Source organism: Streptococcus sp. HMSC066E07, assembly GCF_001814695.1.
Classification (GTDB): domain Bacteria; phylum Bacillota; class Bacilli; order Lactobacillales; family Streptococcaceae; genus Streptococcus; species Streptococcus hominis.
In genome coordinates this window covers 35,025-57,791 of the sequence record NZ_KV817417.1, presented here as the reverse complement: position 1 = coordinate 57,791, position 22,767 = coordinate 35,025, and the positions used below count along the sequence as shown (strand labels likewise).

Genomic DNA, 22,767 nt, shown 5'->3' with positions numbered 1-22,767 from the left:
AAGGATAACATGAAGGAGAACCCTTTGGTTTTCTTCTATCTATTTTTTATCTTAGTGCATCTCTTTTGGGTCTCGTGAGCAACATTCCTGTCACTTCAGAGGTTTTCTGAAACTGTTCAGCGAAAAAAATTGAAAAAGAGAGAACGAAATTCGTTCTCTCAATCTATGTTCATTTCTTCTTAAAAGTTATTCTATAACAAATTTACTCAAAATGCCATTGATAAACTTGCTCGATTTTTCATCTGAGAATTTTTTAGATAGCTCAATTGCTTCATTGATTGCGACTAGTTGAGGTGTATCAAACTCTGTCATCTCAAACAATCCCAAGCGAAGAATATTTTTTTCTACCAATGTAAGACGTTCCAAAGTCCAACCTTCTTTTAGGTACTGGCTAAGCTTGTCATCCAACTCGTTTTTAGACTGTTCAACACCCGTGACGAGGTTCAATAAAAAGGCTGGAATTTCCACATCAGAATCGTTTGTCATATCTTTATCATAGAGATATGCAAAACGACACGCTTCTACAATGTCTTTTTCATATTCCAAACTCATTAATGCTTGAAATGCACGTTCACGTAGTTCTCTTCTTGCTTCCAGTTGTACATCAGTCATTGAGGAAATCCTCATCGAACAAATCTTTTAAATCTGGTTTTGGTGTTTTTTCAGGCACAATACCCGCTACATGGATGTTTACTGCGGATAATTCAACTTCTGCCATATCAGAAACAGCACTTTTAACAGCTTTTTGAATAGCAACAGCTACTGCTGGAACCCCTACACCGTATTCTAAGTATAAATAAATGTCAACAGTTACTTCACCATCACTGGCAGTATGAAGATAGACGCCACGTCCTAAAGAACGTTTTGCAAGGCTGTCAGACATGCTTTTATTTGCGAAAGAGTAAACACCGTCCACTTTAGCCGTTGCAATGGCAATAATTTTTTCTAAGACACGCGGTGCGATAACGATTTCGCCTAATTGTTCAGTTGCCATAACTTGTCCTTTCTTAAGACACAAAGACATTTAAGGAGTCTGCACAATATTTGTCAGGCTCTCAGTCTGAATTTGATAGTAATTTAAGAACTTCTAGTTCTTAGCATAAATTATGCACGAGAAATGTAAGTTCCTTCTTGCGTATTGATAATCAATTTTTGTCCAACTTCGATAAAGTCCGGTACGTTCACTACCAGACCTGTTTCAAGAGTAGCTGGCTTACCAGAACCTGTTACCGTTGCTCCTTTAATAGAAGGTTGTGTATCTGTTACGACTAATTCTACAGTCGTTGGAACCGTAACACCGATAACTTCGCTTCCGTAGAATTGAATTTTCACTTCTGAATTTTCAAGAATAAATTTCAATTCTTGTTCTACATTCGCTACTGGGATTTCATATTGCTCAAATGACTCTGTATCCATGAAATAAGCTGTGTCATCCATTTGGTACAAGTATTGTGCTGGGCGCGTTTCAATAATTGCTTGTTCAAATTTTTCTTCAGGGCGGTAAGTTGTGTCAAAAGTTGAACCTGTGCGTACATCCCGTAATTTCATACGCATAACAGTATTCCCTTTACCTGGTTTATGGTGGCTTGCTTCAAGGACACGAATCAATTTGCCGTCCGTTGTTTCAAACGTCATACCAGCTTTTAGCTTACTTGCTTCAATCATTATTATTACCTCTTTTAAAATAGATTTCTCTTTATTTTATCATAAACATTGACAATTCTCAAATAACAATTAACTCTTTTGGGGAAAGGGTCAATACTTCGCAACCTGTTTCCGTAATGACAAGATCATCTTCAATACGGACGCCATATTTACCATCCAGATAGATACCTGGCTCATCTGTTAAGACCATCCCTGTTTCAATCGGCTCAGAGGACTTACCAAAGTAAGGGATTTCATGAATATCAAGACCAATCCCATGCCCAATCCCGTGCGTGAAATATTGTCCGTAACCTGCATCGTTAATCACTTTGCGCGGTACTTGATCAAACTCAATACGACTCATACCAGCTTTCGCCGCTTCAATCAGAGCTTGGTTGCTCCGTAATACAATATCGTAAATCTCACGCTCCTCATCCGTCACATGACCGACATGAATAGTTCGCGTCATATCGCTGACGTAATGCTTGTAGTAGCAACCAAAATCCATGGTCAACGTCTCACCAGTCTGGATTACCTTCTCACTGGCAACCCCATGCGGCATGGCAGAGCGGTAACCTGATGCAATAATAAAGTCAAAAGAGGCTCCTGACGCGCCAAGTTGCCGCATGCGAGCATCTAAAAAGTTCATGACTTGTAGCTCCGTTGTTTGCCCCGGCTTGATAAAATCCAAAACATCTAGAAAGGCTTGGTCAGAAATTTGACAAGCTTTTCGAATCGTATCAATTTCTTCCGCATCTTTTATCATGCGTAGATTTTCAATGAAACTGCTCATAGGTATCAGTTCATAGGCTGCAAATACGCGTTTCAGCATTTTGAAGTAGGCATAGGACACTTGATCATCAAAGCCAATTTTTTCTAATTTATCGCCCCCAATAATTTTAGCGATTTCCCCCAAAGCATCACGCGTTTCGACAATATCAAAATCTTTTACCACGCCTTTGGCAATCAAGGTATAGCGGGAATCTGTCAAAAAAATCCGTCGCGTTTTGCTAATGAAAACTGTCGCTTCTGTTCCGCTAAAACCCGTTAGATAGTAAATATTCTTCAGATTGGTTACTAAAACAGCATCACACTCTGTCTGTTTTAAGGCTACTTCAAATTTTTCAACTCTTGATAACATGAGAAAACCTCCGTAAAATGATTCAATTTATTATAGCAAAAAAATACCGAAAATAATACAATCTATATAGTTAGGATTAGATGAAATTGACATTTGAAAGCGCTAAATGTATAATTTTTGTTAAACAAGAAAGAATGAGGTAACGATATGAATAAAACAGAATTACTGTTACAAAGACTAGATGAGATTGGTCAGTCTCTAAAAGATTCGAAACAAGCACTAGCTTTGCTGGCACTTGGTTCTTGCGGAACAGAAAGAGAACGATTGGATCAGTACTCAGATTTAGACTTCTTTGTTATTGGAAAAGATGGCTACAAGCAGACCTATATCCAAGACCTAACCTGGTTAAGTAAGCTAGAACCAATTGCATTTCACTACCAAAATACAGTGGACGGACATAAAGTTCTATTTGAAGATGATGTTTTTTGTGAATTTGCTGTCTTTGAAGCTCATGAACTAGTAAACATTCCCTTTACTGAAGGCAAGATTATCTGGAAGGAGGTCGGTTTTGATGAAACAATCTGTCAGCCACAAAGACTGCCATCAAAAGAAAACAGAGACCGTGAATGGCTGTTGGGAGAAATTTCATGTAATCTATATTTAGGGCTAGGTCGCTATCAGCGAGGCGAAAAATTAGCTGCTTATGATTTCATCCAAAACAGATCCGTCAAGCTTTGGACTGAACTAATCAGTTTGGAAGCAACTTCTCAATCTAATTTTATAGATGTCTTTAATACCAACAGACGATTTGAAGAAGGTTATCCAAAGGAAGCCAAGCAATTGCCTCACTTTTTGCAAGGTTACGAACGCATTTCTGAGTCTGCTCAAGCACTCCTAGAATATCTGGATAAACACTATTCTCTTAACCCATTTATAAAAGAAAAAATTCGTAATTTATTATAAAAAAGACTCTGCCTAAAAAAGCAGAGTCTTTTAAATCTTATTTTAACTTTCCTTTTAGATACTGGCCAGTATAGCTAGCAGAGTTTGTAGCTACTTCTTCTGGTGTGCCAGTTGCAATAATAGTACCTCCACCAATACCACCTTCTGGTCCAAGGTCAATAATGTAATCGGCTGTCTTAATAACGTCCAAATTATGTTCGATGACGAGAACCGTGTTGCCATCGTCTACAAAACGTGATAGCACTTGGAGAAGTTTCGCAATATCCTCCGTGTGCAGACCTGTAGTTGGCTCATCCAATATGTAGAAAGATTTCCCTGTGGAACGTTTGTGCAACTCAGAAGCCAGCTTCATGCGCTGTGCTTCCCCACCAGAAAGGGTTGTTGCAGGTTGTCCCAAAGTCACATAACCTAGCCCAACATCTTTAATCGTTTGTAATTTGCGCTCGATTTTCGGAATATGTTTGAAGAATTCGACTGCGTCATTGACTGTCATATCCAAAACTTGTGCGATATTCTTATCCTTATAATGCACTTCCAGAGTTTCACTATTGTAGCGAGTGCCGTGACAAACTTCACAAGGAACGTAGACATCTGGTAGAAAATGCATCTCAATCTTGATAATCCCGTCTCCAGAGCAGGCTTCACAACGTCCACCCTTGACATTGAAACTAAAGCGCCCCTTTTTATAACCGCGAATTTTGGCTTCATTGGTCTTGGCAAAAAGGTCACGAATATCATCGAAAACCCCAGTATAAGTAGCAGGATTGGAGCGAGGAGTCCGTCCAATCGGGCTTTGGTCAATATCAATCAAACGATCGATATGCTCAATACCTGAAATCTTTTTAAATTTCCCTGGTTTATCTGAATTTCGATTGAGCTTTTGCGCAATCGCCTTTTTCAAAATCGAATTAACCAGAGTAGACTTTCCGGAACCAGAAACCCCCGTCACAGCAATGAATTTCCCTAAAGGGAAATGCGCTGTGATATTTTGTAAATTGTGCTCTTGCGCACCTGTGATTTCGATAAAGCGGCCGTTTCCTACGCGGCGCTCCAGAGGAACTTCAATCTTACGCTTGCCTGACAAGTATTGACCTGTAATGGATTTTTTGTTTTTCGCAACTTGTTCTGGAGTTCCTGCTGCAACAATTTCGCCACCGAAAACACCAGCTCCAGGTCCAACATCAATTAACCAATCAGCTTCACGCATGGTGTCCTCATCATGTTCAACAACAATCAGAGTATTGCCCAAATCACGCATTTTCTTGAGACTGGCAATCAAGCGATCATTATCCCGCTGATGAAGACCGATAGAAGGCTCATCTAAGATATAAAGAACACCGCTGAGATTAGAGCCGATTTGAGTCGCCAAGCGGATCCGCTGGCTCTCACCACCCGACAGCGTGCCTGCAGAACGAGATAGAGTTAGATAATTAAGTCCGACATTATTAAGAAATGTCAAGCGATCGCGGATTTCTTTGATAATCGGTGTTGCAATGGCCACTTCATTTTCAGTCAAAGTCAGATGAGAAAGTAATTCTAAATGATCTGCAATAGACAAATCAGATACTTGGCCAATATTAAGACCACCTTCACCCCCCACTTTAACAGACAAGGCTTGTGGATTCAGTCGATAACCATGGCAGCTTGCACACGTCAGCTCATTCATATAGGTTCGCATCTGGGTACGAGTGAAATCACTATTGGTCTCATGGTAGCGACGGTTTATATTGGTTACCACTCCTTCAAAAGGAATGTCGATATCTCGCACGCCACCGAATTCATTTTCATAATGAAAATGAAATTCTCGTCCTTCAGAACCAAAGAAGATTAGTTGTTGTTCATCTTCGGTCAGTTCCTCAAATGGTTTATCCATATCAATACCAAATTCCGTCATTGCCTGCTCTAGCATTTGAGGATAGTAATTTGAAGAAATAGGATTCCAAGGAGCCAAAGCGCCTTCCCGCAAGGTCTTACTACTGTCAGGAACCACCATATCCAAGTCCACTTCCAACTTCACACCCAGACCGTCACAGTCAGAGCAGGATCCAAAGGGGGCATTAAAAGAGAAAAGGCGCGGTTCGAGTTCAGGAACCGTAAAGCCACAGACTGGACACGCATAATGCTCGGAAAAGAGTAATTCCTTGTCATCCATCGTGTCAATCACCACATAACCGTCTGCAATTCTTAAGGCTGCTTCAATCGAATCAAATAACCGACTGCGTACACCGTCCTTAATAACAATCCGGTCTACCACTACTTCGATATCGTGCTTTTTTGTTTTAGAAAGCTCTGGAACTTCTGTGACATCATAAATATCTCCGTCCACGCGCATACGTACGTATCCGTCTTTTTGAATTTTCTCAAAAATTGTCTTGTGTTGCCCTTTTTTCTTGCGAACAATGGGCGCTAGAATTTGCAACCGCTGACGTTCGGGTAATTCCAAAACTTGATTGACGATTTGTTCTACAGAAGAAGCTTTAATGGCTCCATGCCCATTGATACAATATGGAGTTCCCACACGCGCATAGAGCAAACGGAGGTAATCATTGATTTCTGTAGCTGTTCCGACTGTTGACCGCGGATTCTTGCTGGTCGTTTTTTGATCAATAGAAATGGCTGGACTAAGTCCGTCAATTGAGTCCACGTCTGGTTTTTCCATATTGCCCAAAAATTGGCGGGCATAGGCAGACAAACTTTCTACATAGCGACGTTGCCCCTCTGCATAGAGAGTGTCAAAAGCTAAGCTAGATTTGCCTGAACCAGACAAACCAGTCACGACAACCAACTTGTCTCGCGGAATTGTGACATCAATATTTTTTAAATTATGAGCTCGTGCTCCATGAATGATAATTTTATCCTGCATTCTTACCACACTTTATTTTAAACTTCTTTTTATTATAACAAAATTTTCTACAATCTTTTACCCAAAAACTCGGAATTTTATAGTATAATAGTACGGTGTGCAAATAACTGAAGGAGGAAAACATGAAACAAGTCTTTCTATCAACAACAACTGAACTTAAAGAAATTGATACGCTTGAGTCGGGGACTTGGATCAATTTAGTCAACCCTTCTCAAAGTGAGTCTACTGAAATTGCCAACGCCTTTGACATTGATATTACGGACTTACGAGCACCCCTTGACGCAGAGGAAATGTCTCGTGTTACCATCGAAGATGAATATACCTTGATTATTGTGGATGTTCCAATTACAGAGGAGCGAAATAATCAGACTTACTATGTAACCATCCCTCTAGGGATTATTATTACCGAAGAGGCGATTATTACCACCTGTTTGGAAAAACTCCCTTTATTGGATATTTTTATCAATCGACGACTGCGTAATTTCTATACTTTCATGCGTTCTCGCTTTATTTTCCAAATTCTTTATCGAAACGCCGAGCTGTATTTGACAGCGCTGCGCTCCATTGACCGCAAGAGTGAGCAGATTGAAAGTCAACTGCACAAGTCCACTCGCAATGAAGAATTGATTGAACTCATGGAGCTTGAAAAAACGATTGTCTATTTCAAAGCGTCCTTAAAAACCAATGAGCGTGTGATTAAAAAATTAACTAGCGCTACAAGCAATATTAAGAAATATTTAGAAGATGAGGACTTGCTGGAAGATACACTCATCGAGACCCAGCAGGCGATTGAGATGGCAGATATTTATGGAAATATCTTGCACAGCATGACCGATACATTTGCTTCTATCATTTCAAATAATCAAAATAACATCATGAAAGCTCTGGCTTTGGTGACAATTGTCATGTCCATTCCAACCATGATTTTTTCAGCCTATGGAATGAACTTCAAAAACAATGACTTACCGCTCAACGGGGAACCGCACGCTTTTTGGATTATTATTTTTATCGCCTTTGCGATAAGTGTTTCCCTGACTGTTTACCTTATTCACAAAAAATTATTTTAATTAAAAGGAGATCTTATGACACAAGTTTCTTTGGATAAACTCAGCAAAAAGAATCAAGAATTCATCCGCATCGCAACCCATCAACTCATCAAAGATGGAAAGACAGACGAAGAAATTAAAGTTTTACTAGAAGAAATTATTCCAACCATTCTTGAAAATCAAGCAAAAGGCATCACCGCTCGCGGACTTTATGGAGCACCTACTGTTTGGGCAGCCAATTTCTCAGAAGCAAAACAAAAAGAAGCTCAAACTATCAAAGAAAATACCAACCCTTATCTCATGATTATGGATGCTTTCTTATTTGTCTTTAGTTTATTTGCTATCTTAAATAGTAGTGTTAACTTATTCTCCAAAAATCCTAGCAATTATGGTATTGTGACGATTGTACTTGGTAGCGCGGTGGGGGCACTCGTATTTTACGGAATGTATTACTTTATTTACCGCTTTTATTATTCCGACCAAGACCAAAGTCAAAAGCCACCATTCTTCAAATCGCTTCTTATCATTTCAGCTGCTACGATTTTGTGGGCTGTTGTTCTTTACGGAACAACCTTCCTGTTGCCAGCAGTTTTAAATCCAAAACTACCAAATTTATTTATCCTTGTGTTCGGTGGTGGAACGTTGGCACTGCGTTTCTATCTCAAAAAGAAATTCAATATCCGCAGTGCTTTAACCGCACCAAGACAACTTTAGTCATATTTTTATTTGAGCATCCACTTTGTTTCAACAGGTGGATGTTTTGAATAAGATCTGATAAATATTTTTAGTAACCGTCTCAAACAATTTTGAGCATAAGAAAAGCAACCTATTTAGTTGCTGATTGAGTTTTAAAAAATGAGCATGATTTTATGAAATTCATGCTCATTTTTATATTTTAGTCTTCGTTTACGAAAGGCATCAAAGCCATTACGCGAGCGCGTTTGATAGCTGTTGTTACTTTACGTTGGTTTTTAGCTGAAGTTCCTGTTACACGACGAGGAAGGATTTTCCCACGTTCTGAAACGAAACGGCTAAGAAGCTCAGTATCTTTGTAATCAACATATTCAATCTTGTTTGCTGCGATGTAATCAACTTTTTTACGGCGTTTAAATCCGCCACGACGTTGTTGAGCCATGTTCTTTCTCCTTTATATATTTATTCTGTTTGTCCATTAAAATGGTAGATCGTCATCTGAGATATCCATTGGATTGGTATTCCCAAATGGATTTTCATCACGAGAAAAGTTAGGTACTTGGTTAACAGAAGTTGAGTTCCCAAAATTGGAAGATGAATTTCCGAAGTTATTAGAAGTATAGCTACCAGAAGATTGACCTTCACGGCTGGCACGGCTTTCTAACAATTGGAAATTATCAGCTACCACTTCTGTCACATAGACACGTTGACCTTGCTGATTTTCGTAGTTACGTGTCTGAATACGACCAGTAATTCCGATGAGTGCTCCTTTTTTAGCCCAATTTGCAAGATTTTCTGCCTGCTGACGCCAAATCACAACGTTGATAAAATCTGCTTCTCTCTCGCCACTTTGATTTTTAAAGTTGCGATTGACAGCAAGAGTAAAAGTTGCGACCGCTTGATTTTGCGGAGTATAGCGAAGTTCGGCATCTCGGGTCATACGACCCACAAGTACAACGTTATTTATCATAGTAACCCTTCTTATGCGTCAAGTTTGACGATCATGTGACGAAGAATGTCAGCGTTGATTTTTGAAAGACGGTCAAATTCATTCAAAGCGACAGCATCTTCAGCTTCAACGTTCACGATGTGGTAAAGTCCTTCACGGAAATCTTGGATTTCGTATGCAAGACGACGTTTTTCCCAGTCTTTTGATTCAACAACAGTTGCACCGTTGTCAGTCAAGATAGAGTCAAAGCGTGCTACCAAAGCGTTTTTTGCTTCTTCTTCAATGTTTGGACGAATAATATAAAGAATTTCGTATTTAGCCATTGATTTTTCCTCCTTTTGGTCTAATGACCCCCAGACATTGCAAGGGGTAAGTGAGGTTTTCTCACGAATAACTATTATACTAAATATTCTGGGAAATAGCAAGAAAAATTCGATTTTTGTTTTTGTAAAAAGCACAGTTTTTTCCTATACTCCATTACCCATTCCACTTCAAAACCTTAAAAAAAGCTGATATCAGTTAGTTTTAAGCTATGCTCTATATACTGTTGTGTAAATTTTCTATCACTTTTCTAAGAAAGGAGTAAACGCATGAACTATTTAGTCATTCCTGCTTACAAACCTGACCTTCATCTTATTCATTTGTTGCAAAAGGTGAAGGAAAAGAGCTCGCTGCAAATCATCGTGGTAAATGACGGCAGTCCAGCTAACGATGATTCCATTTTTCGAGAAGCACAGAAATATGCTACTATTCTATGCCATACAACAAATCAAGGGAAAGGGCAAGCGCTGAAAACAGCTTTTTCTTATATTGATTCCTTAGGTCAATATGGGGCAGTGGTCACAGCTGATGCAGACGGTCAACACAAACTTTGGGATATTTTCCGAGTGAGCAAAAAGGCTCAAGAAAACCCTAATCGGTTGATTTTGGGAACTCGATCTTTTTCTGGCAACATTCCTTTACGTTCGGCTTTTGGAAATAAATTAACACGATTTCTGTTTAAGCAACAGACTGGTGTTTCCGTGACAGACACCCAAACAGGACTTCGCGGATTTACAACCAACATGATTCCATTTATGTTGAAGGTTGAAGGGCAGCGTTATGAATATGAAATGAATATGTTACTAGCTGCTTCCAAAGAATACCCTATCATTGAAGTTCCAATTGAGACGGTTTATATCAATGACAATCAAGCTTCTCACTTTAGACCGGTACGAGATGGGCTTATGATTTATAAAGATATGTTTAAATTTGCTCTTTCTTCAATTAGTAGTTTTTTGGTTGACTATATCGTCTATGCGCTAGCCCTTTTGGTGCTTGCTGCGGTACCAACTAGTCTCAAAATTTTACTGGCAAACGGAGTGGCTCGTGTCACGAGCTCGATTTTCAATTATTCCGCAAATAAAAAACTGGTCTTTAAAAATAAAGACAGTGTCGCCAAAACAGGGACTGGTTATTTCGGTTTAGCCTTGGGCCTGTTTATCCTTGACACCCTTTTGATTAGACTCTTTTATGCCATCTTCGGTCTCAATTTGCTGATTGTTAAAATCATTGTCGGAGCGTTGCTCTTTTGCCTATCTTGGCTCGTGCAAAAAAAATTATTTTCAAGGAAAGGACTCATACCTTATTATGAAATTATTTAAAAAATCCTATGCTTATGCTAGTCTCTTTGGTATTTTGCTAACAGGATCATTTACCTATTCAATGCTAAAAACCTTTGTCTTGTCAGAGTCTATTACAACTGTAAAATCTTCTTCAAGCTCGACAAGTACAACTGCTGCTAAAGCCGCAACAAATGCTACAACGACTGATACAAGCTATAAAGACGATAATATTTCAGTAAAGATTACTACAAAAACCGTCAGCAACACGAAAGTGTACATTGCAGATATTACGGTCAGCTCGCCTGAATATCTCAAAACCGCTCTAGCGCAAAATACTTATGGAAATAACGTGACTGCTAAGACTTCTGTCACAGCAGCCAATAACAATGCCATTCTTGCTATCAACGGAGACTACTACGGAGCTAACACGACTGGCTATGTCATCCGTAACGGTGTTGTCTATCGAAATACCGTACGAGAAGATGCTAGCAACAGTGACTTAGCAATTTATAAAGATGGGAGCTTCGGAATTGTTTACGAAAATGATGTTTCTGCTGATGACTTGGTTAAAAAAGGTGTTGTAAACCTTCTCGCTTTTGGTCCAACTTTGGTTGAAAACGGTAAGATTGCTGTTTCAAGCAATTCGGAAGTGGGGCAATCCATGTCTTCCAATCCGCGTACAGCTATTGGAATGATTAAAAAAAATCACTATATTATCGTTGTATCAGACGGTCGAACTTCAGAAAGCGCGGGACTTTCTCTCTATGAACTCGCAGAAGTTATGAAATTTTACGGGGTGAAAACAGCTTATAACCTTGACGGAGGAGGATCGTCTACTCTTTACTTCAATGGTAAGGTCATCAATAAACCAACAACAAACGGAACAATTTCAGAAAGGGCGGTGAGTGACATTGTCTACATCGGTTACTAAAGCAAGCAAGAAACGGTTCAAAAAGACAGCCGTTGTCTATGCCTTAATCACAATATTTTTCTTCATTTTTAGTCGTATTTACGAGCACTTCAGCTTTGGTGAGACTTCAGTTTATATGCATTATCTCTTTGGAGTGCCACTAATAGGAGGAGTGGTGCTTCTGATTTTCCAAAAAATGATTCCTAATCTTTCACGGCTCAGTCTCAATCTTTGGAATTCTGCGGTCGCAACCATTGCTACGGGTGTGCTCTTTCGTGGCATTGTCAACCTGTCTGGACGCTCCACCACAATGGACCTCCCCTACTGGTACGTAGGAGTAGGACTTGCTGGATTAGCCCTACTCTCCATAATCTTCACCAGAAGCGTGTGGGTGACAGAAGAATAGCTTTTACGTTACCTATCAAAAGGACTTAAACGAAGTCGAAAAACAAACTGAACAGTTTATCATTGATGCTGATTCAAATGAAATGTTAAACAAAGGAATAATAGATCTGTAAATCCGAAAAACAATTTTCCACAAATAAAAGCCTCCATAGTTATGAACGGAAGCTTTTTGAACGTGGCATTATACTAAAGATGAGTGTCAGCAAAGCTAAAAGAAACACTAGACCAGCTTCTACCAAATAAATAGAAGAAACGGTTTTGAGCTGAAAGAGATTTTGCAAGAGGCGGACGCTGACAGGAGCAAAAGCAGAACCAATATTAAACCCTGCTAAAAGGAGAGAGGTTCGCTGTTCTCCTGAACCATCCGTGACCTGATTAGCACGATTAAGAAGAAAAGGAATAAAGGTTCGAAAAGACAGGCCAGATAACAAACACATGAGCATGATAAGCCAGACTTGATGTGTAAGAGCTAGACCTAAAAGCGACAGGGCTAAAAGACTAAAAGCTAAGGGGAGCAGCCATTGTTTGAAGAAAGCTTCGACTCTTCCAAATAGAAAACCTGCTCCCATGGCACCAATTCCCATTAAAGCCAGCGCATTGCTACTATCACGCGCTGTCCCAAATCCACCTTCGGTCAAAAGAGAGGTCAATTTGACAGAAATGGACATATAGACCGTGATGAGAATGATTAAAAGAAATAGGTAAATAACAAAAGATAAATCCAGCCGAAACGACTTTTTTGCTTGTTTTGTCGTTTCCAACTCCGACGCTTCATTCTGTAAATCTGGTACAAATAAAGTGAAGAGCAGAAAAATTGGGATGACCATCAGGTAGGTCCAAAGCGTATGCCGCCACCCACCAACGACCAAATAAGCCACTAGAAAGGACGTCACAATCCCTCCCATTCCTTCAAATGCTGACTGATAACCAATCATATCTGATAATTCTTTGTCTTGATACATAGCAGATGAAAAACTGAAAAGCAAGGGATTGAAGAAGCCGACGCCAATCCCAAAGCCAATCCGAGTGGCAAAAAGAATCCAAAAATTACTAACAAAAATTGGCAATATTCCAGAAATGAATAGGAGAATCAAACCTAACTGAACGGTCAGTTTATATCCAATTTTCTTAGCCAGTCTGGGACTGAAAAGTACCGTCAGCATAGTAAAAAGAGCAGGTAGAGTCCCTAAAAGCTCAACAAATGTCGCATTCATTTCCCTATATTCTACTGTAATTTCAGGAAGAGAAGGGAGGATGACTCCTGATGAAATCACCAAAAGAGAAACAAATAAAAGAGAAATTTTTGTTATGTACTTTTTCATCTCAATGTCACATCTTCTTTCTTTAGACAGTTTGGGAGAGAGCACTTGGGTCGTTCTGCTCTATGATTGCGGACTGGTTAAGTCCTCTCCGTTGCTCACGATGACTTGCTTGTACCAGTCGAATGATTTCTTCTTGCTACGTTTAAGACTTCCCTTCCCTTCATCGTCACAATCTACATAAATGAAGCCATAGCGCTTGCTCATTTGGCCAGTACTAGCTGCTGTCAGATCAATACAGCCCCATGAAGTGTAACCCATAAGCTCTACTCCATCCACTTCAACTGCTGCTTTAAAAGCCTTGAGATGTTCACGCATATAATCAATGCGGTATTCATCATCCACATAACCATTCTCATCTGGCTGGTCCTTTGCTCCCAGACCATTTTCTACGATGAAGAGCGGTTTTTGATAACGGTCATAGAGCTGATTGAGGGAGTTGCGCAACCCCTGCGGGTCAATCTGCCAGCCCCACTCGGTTGAAGACAAATAAGGGTTCTTGATAGATTTGAAAAGATTTCCAGTCGTTGCTTCATAATCTTCTGGATGAGAACTGACTGTTCGCGAAGCATAATAAGAGAAAGAAACAAAGTCGACCGGATTTTCAGCTAACACTTTTAAATCTTTCTCCGTCATCTGAACCGAAAGTCCTTCTCGCTCAAATTTCTTTAAAGCGTAGCGCGGATAGCGACCACGAGCCTGAACATCAATGAAAAAGTACTCTCCGTGGTCACGCTGAATGGCTTCAAAATAATCTTCTGGTCGGCAAGTATAAGGATAATGGCTTCCACCTGCTAACATGCAGCCAACTTGATTTTCAGGGTCAATTTTATGTGCCAATTCCGTCACACGCGCAGAAGCCACCAATTGATGATGAGCAGCTTGATATTTGACTTCTTCGACATTCTCATCTTCCGAGAAAATCAAACCTCCTCCAACAAAAGGCTGGTGCAGGAGAATATTGATTTCATTGACTGTCAGCCAGTAGCGAACCAAGCCCTTGAAGCGAGTCATGACTGTTTCTGCATAATGCACATAGGCATCAATCATGCGTCTGTCACGCCAAGCACCATATTTTTTAATCAAAGCAACTGGCACATCAAAATGAGCTAGAGTCACTAAAGGCTCAATCTTATGTTTTTTTAATTCTTGAAAAATCTTTTCATAGAAGACCAGACCCGCCTCATTTGGTGTTTCATCGTTCCCATTTGGAAAAATTCGCGTCCAAGAAAGGGACATGCGATAAACTTTAAAACCCATCTCTGCAAAGAGCTGAATATCTTCTAGATAGTGGTGATACATATCAATAGCATTTTCAGAAGGGTAAAAATAATCTGCTTTGCGTTCCAGATTATTCAATTTTCCTGCAGCAATTGCTGCACGATCTGCTCCAATCGGCAGGAGATCGGTATTGGTTAGACCGCGACCTCCTTCTAACATTCCGCCTTCTGTTTGGTTGGCGGCTGTTGCACCGCCCCATAAAAATTCCTTTGGTAATGCCATGACTTTCTCCTTCTATACTTGTGCTTTTAAAACAATTTGCCCTGCAGCTTGACGACCTTTTTCAAGCAAGTCAATCGTCTGATAATTGGCAGTATTGGTTACGATTACTGGTATCTGTGTTCCATATCCTGCATCTTGAATCTCGTCCAGCTCAAAACTTAGTAATTTTTGCCCGCTTTTCACTCTATCTCCTTCTTTGACATAGGTTTCAAAGAAGCGACCGTTCAATTCAACCGTATTCAAACCAACATGAATCAGCAATTCAACACCTGTATCAGATAACAGTCCAATGGCATGTTTAGTCGGAAATACTGTTACCACTTTCCCATCAAAAGGAGCAAGTACTAATTCCTCGCTAGGTTCAACCGCAAAGCCTTTCCCAAGCGCTTCAGAAGCAAAGACTGGGTCTTCAACTTGGCTTAGCTCAATAATCCTTCCTCCGATTGGATTGGCAACAGTGGCATCTGCAATCGTAATCGTTTTTTCCGTTACTGCTTCTGCTGTTGTTGTCTCCTTTTCGTATTTTAAAGATAAGAAATAGGTAATAGTAGCTGTTGAAATAACCGTAATTCCCATGGCAATGATAATATTCCAGAAAAATTCCATCGTATTATTTCCGATGTAAAGCAGAACTGCTGGAAGTCCAGATGAACCTGTTGCAAAGCGGTGAACATGGGTTAATCCGGCATAGAGACCACCCAGACCACCACCAATCATGGAAGCATAGAGCGGATATTTCTTAGGCAAGCTAATCCCGTATAAGATAGGCTCTGTAATTCCCATATATCCTGTAATAGTACCAGAAGTTGCTACTTGTTTTGTTTTAGCATTCTTCGTTCTGAAAGCGACCACAGCCGATGCTGTCGCTTGAGCCATATTGGAACAAAGAGCTCCCGGTCCAAAGATAGAGTCATATCCCAACTGAGACATCTGCATAATGCCAAGGGGTGCAATCCCATTGTGTATGCCAAACATAACCATAACAGGCAAGAAGCTTCCAATCAAGACAGCTGGCGCCCAACTAGCAGACTCGGCTAGATAGTTAAAGATATTTGCTAGAAGTCCACCGAGGATAGAACCGATTGGTCCTAAGACAGAGAAGGCCAAGACACCCATCACAAGAAAGGTAAGCAAAGGAACAAAGACTAGTTCAACAGACTTTGGAATGACCCGATTTAGGAATTTTTCAAGATAAGCTTGGACAAAAATCACCAAAATAATCGGAATCACCGATGAAGAATAACTTGCTAGAGTAAAAGGAATCACTTCAAAAAAGTGAACTGCCTTCCCAGCCGTTACCAAAGCTGACCAATTAGGATGCAGCATCATCGCTGCCACACCAACTGCTAATATGGGATTGCATTTTAATTTCTGAGCCGTTGTAAAAGCTAAAATCAAAGGCAAGAAATAGAATACACCGTCCGCAAAAACATTAAACATATAATAGGTCTGCGAATCTGTAGAAATAATTTTAAAAACAACCAACAAAGCTAAAACAGCTTTAATCATACCAGCGCCAGAAAGAGCTGGAATCACAGGCTGAAAGACACCAGCCACAAAATCAATCACCTTTTGAAAAATGTTGGACTCATCTTTTGTATTTGTATCTTCACCAGTATTTGTCAAGTCTACATACTTTGCAACCTCTTCAAATACGTCCTTAACATGAGTTCCAATAACGACTTGGTGAACACCAGCATTTACCAAATACATCGTAACACCATCAAGATTTTCCAACTTTTCTTTGTTTACTTGCCCTGCATCCCGCAGTTTAAAACGCAGGCGAGTCTGGCAGTGATAAACATCGCTGATATTTTCTTTTCCACCGAGGCAGCTGATAATATCTTTTGCTAATCCTTCGTATTTCTGAGACATGTTTTTTCCTCCATCAAACATTTTTCTTGACCTTATTATAAAAAAGGAAGTAGAAAAAAAGAAGTTTTTTTGGTAAACTTGGTATGCGGTTTCATTTTCTTTAGAAAATTAGACAAAATCATGAAACAAACTGAAATAGGAGGAAGAGATGACACTATTAAAAAGTATTGCCAACTTACGAAATGACAAAGGGTCAAAGGGCGTCATCGCCTCTTATATTCTGGAGCATTTGGAGAGCATTGAGCAGCTTTCTATGGATGAGATTGCTCAGGAGACCTATGTCTCCAAGTCGTCTCTCGTTCGTTTTGCTCAGTACCTCCATTTTAAAGGCTGGAAGGACTTCATCCCTGTCCTCATCCGCGAAAAGCATTACGAAGACAGCCATTATTCCGACATTGATCACAACTTGCCTTTCACAGAGCAGGATACAATGGAGAGTATGGTACAGAAAATTGCCATTATCGAAAAGGAAAGCATTCAAGACACGGCTGATAAACTACGGACGAAAGATTTAGAAAAAGCGGTGCAGCTCCTTAAAAAATCTGCCCGCATCGTTATCTTCGGTCTCAGTCCTAACAATTACTTAGCCAGTGTCTTTCGCCGCAAAATGATGTCTATCGGCAAGACTGTTGAAATTGCGCAAGCTGGGGAATTTGGTCTAACTGCTAACAGTATGGATAAAGAAGATTTAGCGCTTATCATCTCTTACTCTGGCAATGCACCTGAAAGTGAAACTCTTCGCATTTTACCAAGCCTGCAAAAAAAGAAAGTAGCGCTTATTGGATTGACCAAAGAAACAGATAACTATGTCCGACAAACGATAGAAACCTGTTTTACTATTTGTACCCGCGAAAGCTATTTCAAGAAAATCGGTAACTTTTCTACTGAGGAATCCATTCTCTTTATCCTCAACGCTCTCTACGCAGCGTATTTTAAATCTAATTATTGGAAAAATTACAGTTATCGCTTACACATTTTGGAAGATTTAGAAAAAGAAAGAAAATGATGGTTTTGGTCATCATTTTCTTTCTTTTATTCAACTATTAAACAGTCACTCTATGCTATTTTCTCTATAAGAGATTAAGCGATAATAAGTAAGTTGCCGTTACAAGTCATAGACCGTTTTAGCCAATGGGTCAATAACTTGTCGAAGCAGAAACTGGTCGTTTTCATATTGGTAATGACAAATGGCACAGTTACTGAAATAAATATTAGGATCAGGCAAATAGCCTACTTTTAGATAAAAAGCCCACATAGCGCCACCGTGACTGACGACCAATGTTGGATTCTCAACAGCAGGCGTTTTTTTCATGACTTCTGTCAGAGAGGTCAGCATGCGTTCTCCTACTTGAGCCACGTCTTCACCCCCATAAGGCACGTATAAATCTTCAAAAGACACCGCACCAGCTCGAAACTTAGGCTGCAATCTTTCTGGCTGAGCTTCAAAAAGTCCAAAATTCCACTCTTTCACCCCCTTGAGACGGGTGTAATCTGTTCGACCAGTCACAATTTCCAAGGTATCAGAAGCCCTCTCTTGAGTGGAAGAGTAGATACCGCCAAATTCAATGCCATTTTTCTCGAAAAAAGCTCGCGCTTGCTTGGCTTGCTCTATACCTAAATCAGTCAGCGGTGAATCACACACTCCCTGCACCAAGCCCTCTTGATTGAAAAAAGTCTGTCCATGCCGCATCAAATATAAATCTTTCATTTACGCTTCCTCCCAGCCGCTAAAATCGTGACCAATCACTTCTTCTAGGTAAAATTGGTCATGTTCAAAAGTAAACTTCAAAATACCACAATTTGTCATGTGACCCAACTCATCCAGTTGCCAATTATCTTTCCAAGCACGAGCAAAATTAGCCATAGCACCACCGTGAGATACCATGAGAACAGACTTGCCTTTCGTTTCTTGCATGAGCTGTAGGATGGTTGCAGCCGTGCGCTCTCGAACTTGGTCTTGAGATTCGCCACCATAGGTCACAAAAAAATCTTCATATGGCAAAGGAGGATTGAGGTCTTCACTTTCTCCTTCAAAGGTTCCAAAATTCCATTCCTTGAGGCCTTTAACTCGCTGATAAGGAAGACTACCATTTGTAACAATTTCTAAAGTATCGCAAGCTCGCTCAGATGTTGAGCTGTAAGCCGCATCAAACGTAATTGCTGCATTTTTAAAATATTGCCCAGCCACCTGAGCCTGATACACTCCTAAGTCCGTCAAAGGGGCGTCACACCAACCTTGAATCCGATGCCGCTTATTGAATAAAGTTTGCCCGTGTCGCATCAAATAAAGTGTTTTTGTCATAAAATATTCCTCTAAAGAAGTTCTAATTTTTCAAAGGCATTGTAGAGACCGTCCTCGGCCACATCATCTGTCACCATATCCGCCATGGCTAATATTTCTGGGCCGCCATTGCCCATAGAAACCCCAATTTGACAATATTCCAACATCGGAATGTCAATCTTGGCATCTCCAAAAGCAATTGTATCTTCTTTTTTTGCCCCCAAATGCTCTAGCAGTACATCAATCGCATGTGCCTTCGTAATATCCTTAACTCCTAGATCGCCAAAGAGAGCTTCCTCTCCACGACCACCCCATGTACCAGCCTTGAGCTCTGGAAAAGCTTCCTTAGAGTCCAAGTGATCCTGATAAGAAGTGAGAATAAAGCTGATTTTATTCAGATCATCTCGGTAAAGCTCGCCACCAAAGACCATGCCGTGCATCACATCTTCAACCTCTTGATGTTCAACTTCCGCATCTGTTTTGCCTTTTTTCTTGGCATAAAGTTTCATGACCGGACGCGCTGCGTCACGAAAATGTTCACTAGCAAAGAGACCGTTGTTACTTTCTAAATAAAATTCCAATCCTCTCTCATGCAACCAGTCTACAACTCTCTTTTCCACTTCTAAAGGAATCAGCTGATGCATAATAACCTGGCCTTCATGCTCCACATAAGAAACATTCCCGCCAATCATACCGTCCAGACCAATATCCCAGATTTCCTGAGGCATTTCCGCCTTACTACGTCCCGTACAGACATAGATCAGATGCCCATTTCCCCGCGCCTGACGAATAGCCTGAATAGCAGATTCTGGAATGCGATTGTCATAATCCACCAAAGTTCCGTCTACATCTAAAAAGATAATTTTTCTGCTCATCTGTTGACCTTTCTATTCTTCTAAGGCTGCTACCCCGTTTGTTTCAATCACTTTCTGGTACCAGAAGAAGGAATCCTTGCGGGAGCGGTCATAACTTCCATTTCCTTCATCATCTGCATCCACATAGATAAATCCATAGCGCTTGCTCATCTCAGAAGTGGAAGCAGAAACCAAGTCAATACAGCCCCAAGGCGTGTAACCCATAAGCTCCACTCCGTCCTCAATCGCTTCGTACATTTGCTTAATATGCGCCTTGAGATAATCGATTCGATAGTTGTCATGAATAGCACCATCTGCTTCTATCTTATCCAACGCTCCCAGACCATTTTCCACGATGAAAAGTGGCACTTGATAGCGGTCATAGAGCTTATTGAGGGTAATGCGCAGACCCACTGGGTCAATTTGCCAACCCCAATCAGAGGCTTCTAGATAAGGATTTTTCTCTCCCATTGAGAAATTACCGGCAGTCTTTTCACCAGATACTTCCTCTTGAGCGCGTACCATAGAGGACATATAATAACTAAAGGACATGAAATCAACTGGGTATTGTGCTAGAAGCTCCAAGTCACCATCTTCTATCTGCAATTCAATACCATTTTGTTTGAAAAAGCGTTGAGCATAACTTGGGTATTTCCCTCTGACTTGTACATCCGAGAAGAAAAGTTTTTCATGATTTTTCTGAATCTCCTCCATGACATCCAAAGGATTGCAGGTAGCCGCATAAGCTTGCATACGAGCAAGCATCATACCGACTTTGAAGTCTGGGTTGATTTCTCGCGCTGCTTTGACTGCTAAACTGCTAGCTACAAACTGGTGATGTGCTGCTTGATACAAGTCTTGGAAATTTTGTTTCCCGTCTTCAAAAAACAGTCCGCCGCCAACATAGCCAGAAATGCCCATAATATTGATTTCATTAAACGTCAGCCAATATTTCACCTTATTTTTATAACGTTCAAAAACTGTCCGCACATAGCGCTCGAAAAAGCCAATAACTCGGCGATCCTTCCAGCCACCGTACTCTAATGCCAAATGAATCGGTGTCTCATAGTGTGACAACGTCACCAAAGGTTCAATGCCATATTTATTGAGTTCATCAAAAACTGCGTCATAGAAAGCCAAGCCTTCTTCATTAGGCTGGGTTTCATCTCCCTTGGGAAAAATCCGGCTCCAAGCAATAGACAGACGGAAAGTCTTGAAGCCCATTTCCGCAAAGAGGGCGATGTCTTCCTTGTAACGATGATAAAAGTCAGAGCCCCAGCGCTTAGGGTAGAGTCCTTCCTTGTCATTAAGAGCAGCTTCTACTTTTGCTTTGGTCATGGGCGCAGAGAAACCTTCTAAATTTTGACGTTCTTCAGGTCGCACTGCTTTAGCTGTACCAGATGTAGCCGGACCACGCCCACCTAAATTTCAGCCACCTTCATACTGATTGGCAGCAGTCGCACCACCCCATAAAAAGCCCTTCGGAAACCGTTTTTCTGTCATTTCATTCACCTCATTCTTTGATCACTTCTATTATACTCTTTTTTGAAACCCTTTTCTTGTAGAATAGTCAGAGATAATGATACTATTCTTTCATTATTTAATATTTCCTATCTATCAGAAAACCAAAAAGAGCGCATTTTCAGCACTCTTTCAAGGTTTCTAGCTGCAACTGCAGAACAACAAAGGTCAGAACATCCTGTTCCCAAAACAAATCAGGACATGCTTACTTATCAAAAAATGTATGCGTCGCTTGATAAATTCGATGAGCAGTATCGGAATTGTTCATCGTATATAAATGAACGCCTGCCACATCTTGAGTGACTAAGTCAACAATTTGGTCAATCGCATAAGCTAATCCTGCTGCTCTGAGCGACTCTGGATCGTGTTCATATTTATCTAGAATAGAGCAAAATTTTCGTGGTAAATAAATGTTTTCACAGGTTTTGAGCAAACGAAGAACCTGATTTCTGTTTAAAATCGGCATAATCCCTGCATGGATGGGCACTTCAATCCCTGCTAAGATACATTTATCTTGAAAATCGTAAAAGCTCTCATTATCAAAGAAAAGTTGTGTTAAAAGACTGGAACAGCCGGCATCCACCTTCTTTTTGAGATTTTGGATATCTGAGATTTGATTGGGCGAGTCCGGATGCCCTTCTGGATAGCAAGCACCAATAATTTCAAAATGCGGTGCCTGTTCCTTAATATACTCAATCAAATCCGTCGCATAGGTAAAATCTTTCTTTGGCTCCATATTTGGAAAAATATCTCCTCGAAGCGCCAATACTTTATGAACACCTACCTTATCAAGTGCTGTCAGAGTTTCTGTAACCATTTCCTTAGTCAGATAAACCGCAGGCAGGTGAGCAATGGTCGGGATGTGCAGGTCATTGTGGATAAAGTCCGCCAGACGCACCGTCGTTTCTTCAATATTGAACTTATTATTACTCGCTGTAACACTGATGAAATGAGGCACCAGATCCTGCATTTCCTTCAGGGCCACCATAATCTTTTCATTGCCTACTGCTGGATTGGGAGGAAATACTTCAAAAGAGAGAGACGGACTTGGGCTAGACATGTTTTACAATTCCTTTACTAATACTCAATGAAAATCAAAATTAGACGCGAAAGCGAGGTGAGGTTGCAGATAAAGCAAACGTAGTTTGCATCAAAAGCACTGGAGTTACATAAGAGAAAAGCTTCGCTTTCTTTATTTGCAACCTCTCACAGTCTCCCAGACAGTTTTTGACAGGAACTGCATTCCCTTTATCCGC

The 22,767-nt window shown here is 40.4% G+C and carries 21 protein-coding genes and 2 pseudogenes; 7 read left to right on the top strand and 16 right to left on the bottom strand.

Features of this window, described 5'->3' with window-relative positions; genetic code table 11:
* Positions 1-186: 186 nt before the first annotated feature.
* The 4 genes from nusB to HMPREF2984_RS01945 form a co-directional block, all read right to left on the bottom strand.
* The gene (gene nusB, locus HMPREF2984_RS01960) at positions 187-612 is read right to left on the bottom strand and encodes a transcription antitermination factor NusB (protein ID WP_003039673.1); all 426 of its coding nucleotides are present in this window, start codon (positions 610-612) and stop codon (positions 187-189) included.
* The gene (locus HMPREF2984_RS01955) at positions 605-994 is read right to left on the bottom strand and encodes an Asp23/Gls24 family envelope stress response protein (RefSeq protein ID WP_003037725.1); all 390 of its coding nucleotides are present in this window, start codon (positions 992-994) and stop codon (positions 605-607) included. The genes nusB and HMPREF2984_RS01955 overlap by 8 nt, the downstream gene beginning before the upstream one ends.
* A gap of 110 nt (positions 995-1,104) precedes the next feature.
* Entirely contained in the window at positions 1,105-1,665 is a 561-nt protein-coding gene (gene efp / locus HMPREF2984_RS01950) for an elongation factor P (protein ID WP_003037772.1), read from the bottom strand.
* 58 nt (positions 1,666-1,723) lie between these two features.
* Positions 1,724-2,785 (bottom strand): M24 family metallopeptidase, encoded by a 1,062-nt coding sequence (locus tag HMPREF2984_RS01945; protein ID WP_070670215.1) that lies wholly within the window; start codon positions 2,783-2,785, stop codon positions 1,724-1,726.
* Positions 2,786-2,932: 147 nt separating this feature from the next.
* Here HMPREF2984_RS01945 and HMPREF2984_RS01940 point away from each other — a divergent pair, with 147 nt between their 5' ends.
* Complete coding sequence (locus HMPREF2984_RS01940; RefSeq protein WP_070670212.1) at positions 2,933-3,688, top strand: hypothetical protein; 756 nt, start codon at positions 2,933-2,935, stop codon at positions 3,686-3,688.
* A gap of 37 nt (positions 3,689-3,725) precedes the next feature.
* Here the strand turns inward: HMPREF2984_RS01940 and uvrA are convergent, their stop codons facing one another.
* Positions 3,726-6,551: an excinuclease ABC subunit UvrA gene (uvrA, locus tag HMPREF2984_RS01935; protein ID WP_070670209.1), complete on the bottom strand. Its 2,826-nt coding sequence runs from the start codon at positions 6,549-6,551 to the stop codon at positions 3,726-3,728.
* A gap of 122 nt (positions 6,552-6,673) precedes the next feature.
* On the opposite strand from uvrA, the gene HMPREF2984_RS01930 reads away from it, so the two are divergent.
* Both HMPREF2984_RS01930 and HMPREF2984_RS01925 read left to right on the top strand, forming a co-directional pair.
* Positions 6,674-7,618 (top strand): magnesium transporter CorA family protein, encoded by a 945-nt coding sequence (locus HMPREF2984_RS01930; RefSeq protein ID WP_003026319.1) that lies wholly within the window; start codon positions 6,674-6,676, stop codon positions 7,616-7,618.
* 15 nt (positions 7,619-7,633) lie between these two features.
* A complete protein-coding gene (locus HMPREF2984_RS01925; protein WP_070670207.1) occupies positions 7,634-8,311 on the top strand; it encodes a DUF1129 domain-containing protein in 678 nt (225 codons plus the stop codon).
* A 181-nt stretch (positions 8,312-8,492) separates the two neighbouring features.
* Here HMPREF2984_RS01925 and rpsR read toward each other — a convergent pair whose 3' ends face one another.
* Genes rpsR through rpsF form a run of 3 tightly spaced genes read right to left on the bottom strand, consistent with a single transcriptional unit; the run spans position 8,493 to position 9,562 of the window.
* On the bottom strand, positions 8,493-8,732 hold the full coding sequence (rpsR, locus tag HMPREF2984_RS01920; RefSeq protein WP_000068664.1) for a 30S ribosomal protein S18: 240 nt from the start codon (positions 8,730-8,732) through the stop codon (positions 8,493-8,495).
* A 36-nt stretch (positions 8,733-8,768) separates the two neighbouring features.
* Positions 8,769-9,260 (bottom strand): single-stranded DNA-binding protein, encoded by a 492-nt coding sequence (locus HMPREF2984_RS01915; RefSeq protein WP_003039831.1) that lies wholly within the window; start codon positions 9,258-9,260, stop codon positions 8,769-8,771.
* A gap of 11 nt (positions 9,261-9,271) precedes the next feature.
* Entirely contained in the window at positions 9,272-9,562 is a 291-nt protein-coding gene (gene rpsF, locus HMPREF2984_RS01910) for a 30S ribosomal protein S6 (RefSeq protein WP_003026325.1), read from the bottom strand.
* A gap of 267 nt (positions 9,563-9,829) precedes the next feature.
* Between rpsF and HMPREF2984_RS01905 the strand changes: the two are divergent.
* The 3 genes and pseudogenes from HMPREF2984_RS01905 (at position 9,830) to HMPREF2984_RS01895 (ending at position 12,159) form a co-directional block, all read left to right on the top strand.
* Positions 9,830-10,872: pseudogene (locus HMPREF2984_RS01905) on the top strand (GtrA family protein).
* On the top strand, positions 10,869-11,774 hold the full coding sequence (locus HMPREF2984_RS01900) for a phosphodiester glycosidase family protein (RefSeq protein WP_070670201.1): 906 nt from the start codon (positions 10,869-10,871) through the stop codon (positions 11,772-11,774). The pseudogene HMPREF2984_RS01905 and the gene HMPREF2984_RS01900 overlap by 4 nt, the downstream one beginning before the upstream one ends.
* Positions 11,749-12,159 carry a hypothetical protein gene (locus HMPREF2984_RS01895; RefSeq protein ID WP_070670199.1) on the top strand — a complete coding sequence of 137 codons (411 nt, stop codon included), beginning with the start codon at positions 11,749-11,751 and terminating at the stop codon, positions 12,157-12,159. Before HMPREF2984_RS01900 ends, HMPREF2984_RS01895 begins: the two co-directional genes overlap by 26 nt.
* Before the next feature lie 151 nt (positions 12,160-12,310).
* Here the strand turns inward: HMPREF2984_RS01895 and HMPREF2984_RS01890 are convergent, their stop codons facing one another.
* From HMPREF2984_RS01890 to HMPREF2984_RS01880, 3 genes are read right to left on the bottom strand one after another with little or no spacing between them, the layout of a single operon-like run.
* Positions 12,311-13,480, bottom strand: a complete 1,170-nt coding sequence (locus HMPREF2984_RS01890) for an MFS transporter (RefSeq protein WP_070670196.1) — start codon at positions 13,478-13,480, stop codon at positions 12,311-12,313.
* A 60-nt stretch (positions 13,481-13,540) separates the two neighbouring features.
* Entirely contained in the window at positions 13,541-14,980 is a 1,440-nt protein-coding gene (locus HMPREF2984_RS01885) for a 6-phospho-beta-glucosidase (protein ID WP_070670193.1), read from the bottom strand.
* 12 nt (positions 14,981-14,992) lie between these two features.
* Positions 14,993-16,855, bottom strand: a complete 1,863-nt coding sequence (locus tag HMPREF2984_RS01880; RefSeq protein WP_070670191.1) for a beta-glucoside-specific PTS transporter subunit IIABC — start codon at positions 16,853-16,855, stop codon at positions 14,993-14,995.
* 148 nt (positions 16,856-17,003) lie between these two features.
* On the opposite strand from HMPREF2984_RS01880, the gene HMPREF2984_RS01875 reads away from it, so the two are divergent.
* Positions 17,004-17,861 (top strand): MurR/RpiR family transcriptional regulator, encoded by an 858-nt coding sequence (locus tag HMPREF2984_RS01875; protein WP_070670188.1) that lies wholly within the window; start codon positions 17,004-17,006, stop codon positions 17,859-17,861.
* 99 nt (positions 17,862-17,960) lie between these two features.
* Here HMPREF2984_RS01875 and HMPREF2984_RS01870 read toward each other — a convergent pair whose 3' ends face one another.
* The 5 genes and pseudogenes from HMPREF2984_RS01870 to metF form a co-directional block, all read right to left on the bottom strand.
* A complete protein-coding gene (locus HMPREF2984_RS01870) occupies positions 17,961-18,563 on the bottom strand; it encodes a histidine phosphatase family protein (protein WP_003030549.1) in 603 nt (200 codons plus the stop codon).
* A complete protein-coding gene (locus HMPREF2984_RS01865; RefSeq protein WP_004224551.1) occupies positions 18,564-19,157 on the bottom strand; it encodes a histidine phosphatase family protein in 594 nt (197 codons plus the stop codon).
* An 11-nt stretch (positions 19,158-19,168) separates the two neighbouring features.
* Entirely contained in the window at positions 19,169-20,011 is an 843-nt protein-coding gene (locus tag HMPREF2984_RS01860; protein WP_070670185.1) for a Cof-type HAD-IIB family hydrolase, read from the bottom strand.
* Positions 20,012-20,023: 12 nt separating this feature from the next.
* Positions 20,024-21,493 (bottom strand): annotated as a pseudogene (locus HMPREF2984_RS01855) (glycoside hydrolase family 1 protein).
* 223 nt (positions 21,494-21,716) lie between these two features.
* Complete coding sequence (metF, locus tag HMPREF2984_RS01850; RefSeq protein ID WP_059221519.1) at positions 21,717-22,571, bottom strand: methylenetetrahydrofolate reductase [NAD(P)H]; 855 nt, start codon at positions 22,569-22,571, stop codon at positions 21,717-21,719.
* Between the last annotated feature and the right edge of the window lie 196 nt (positions 22,572-22,767).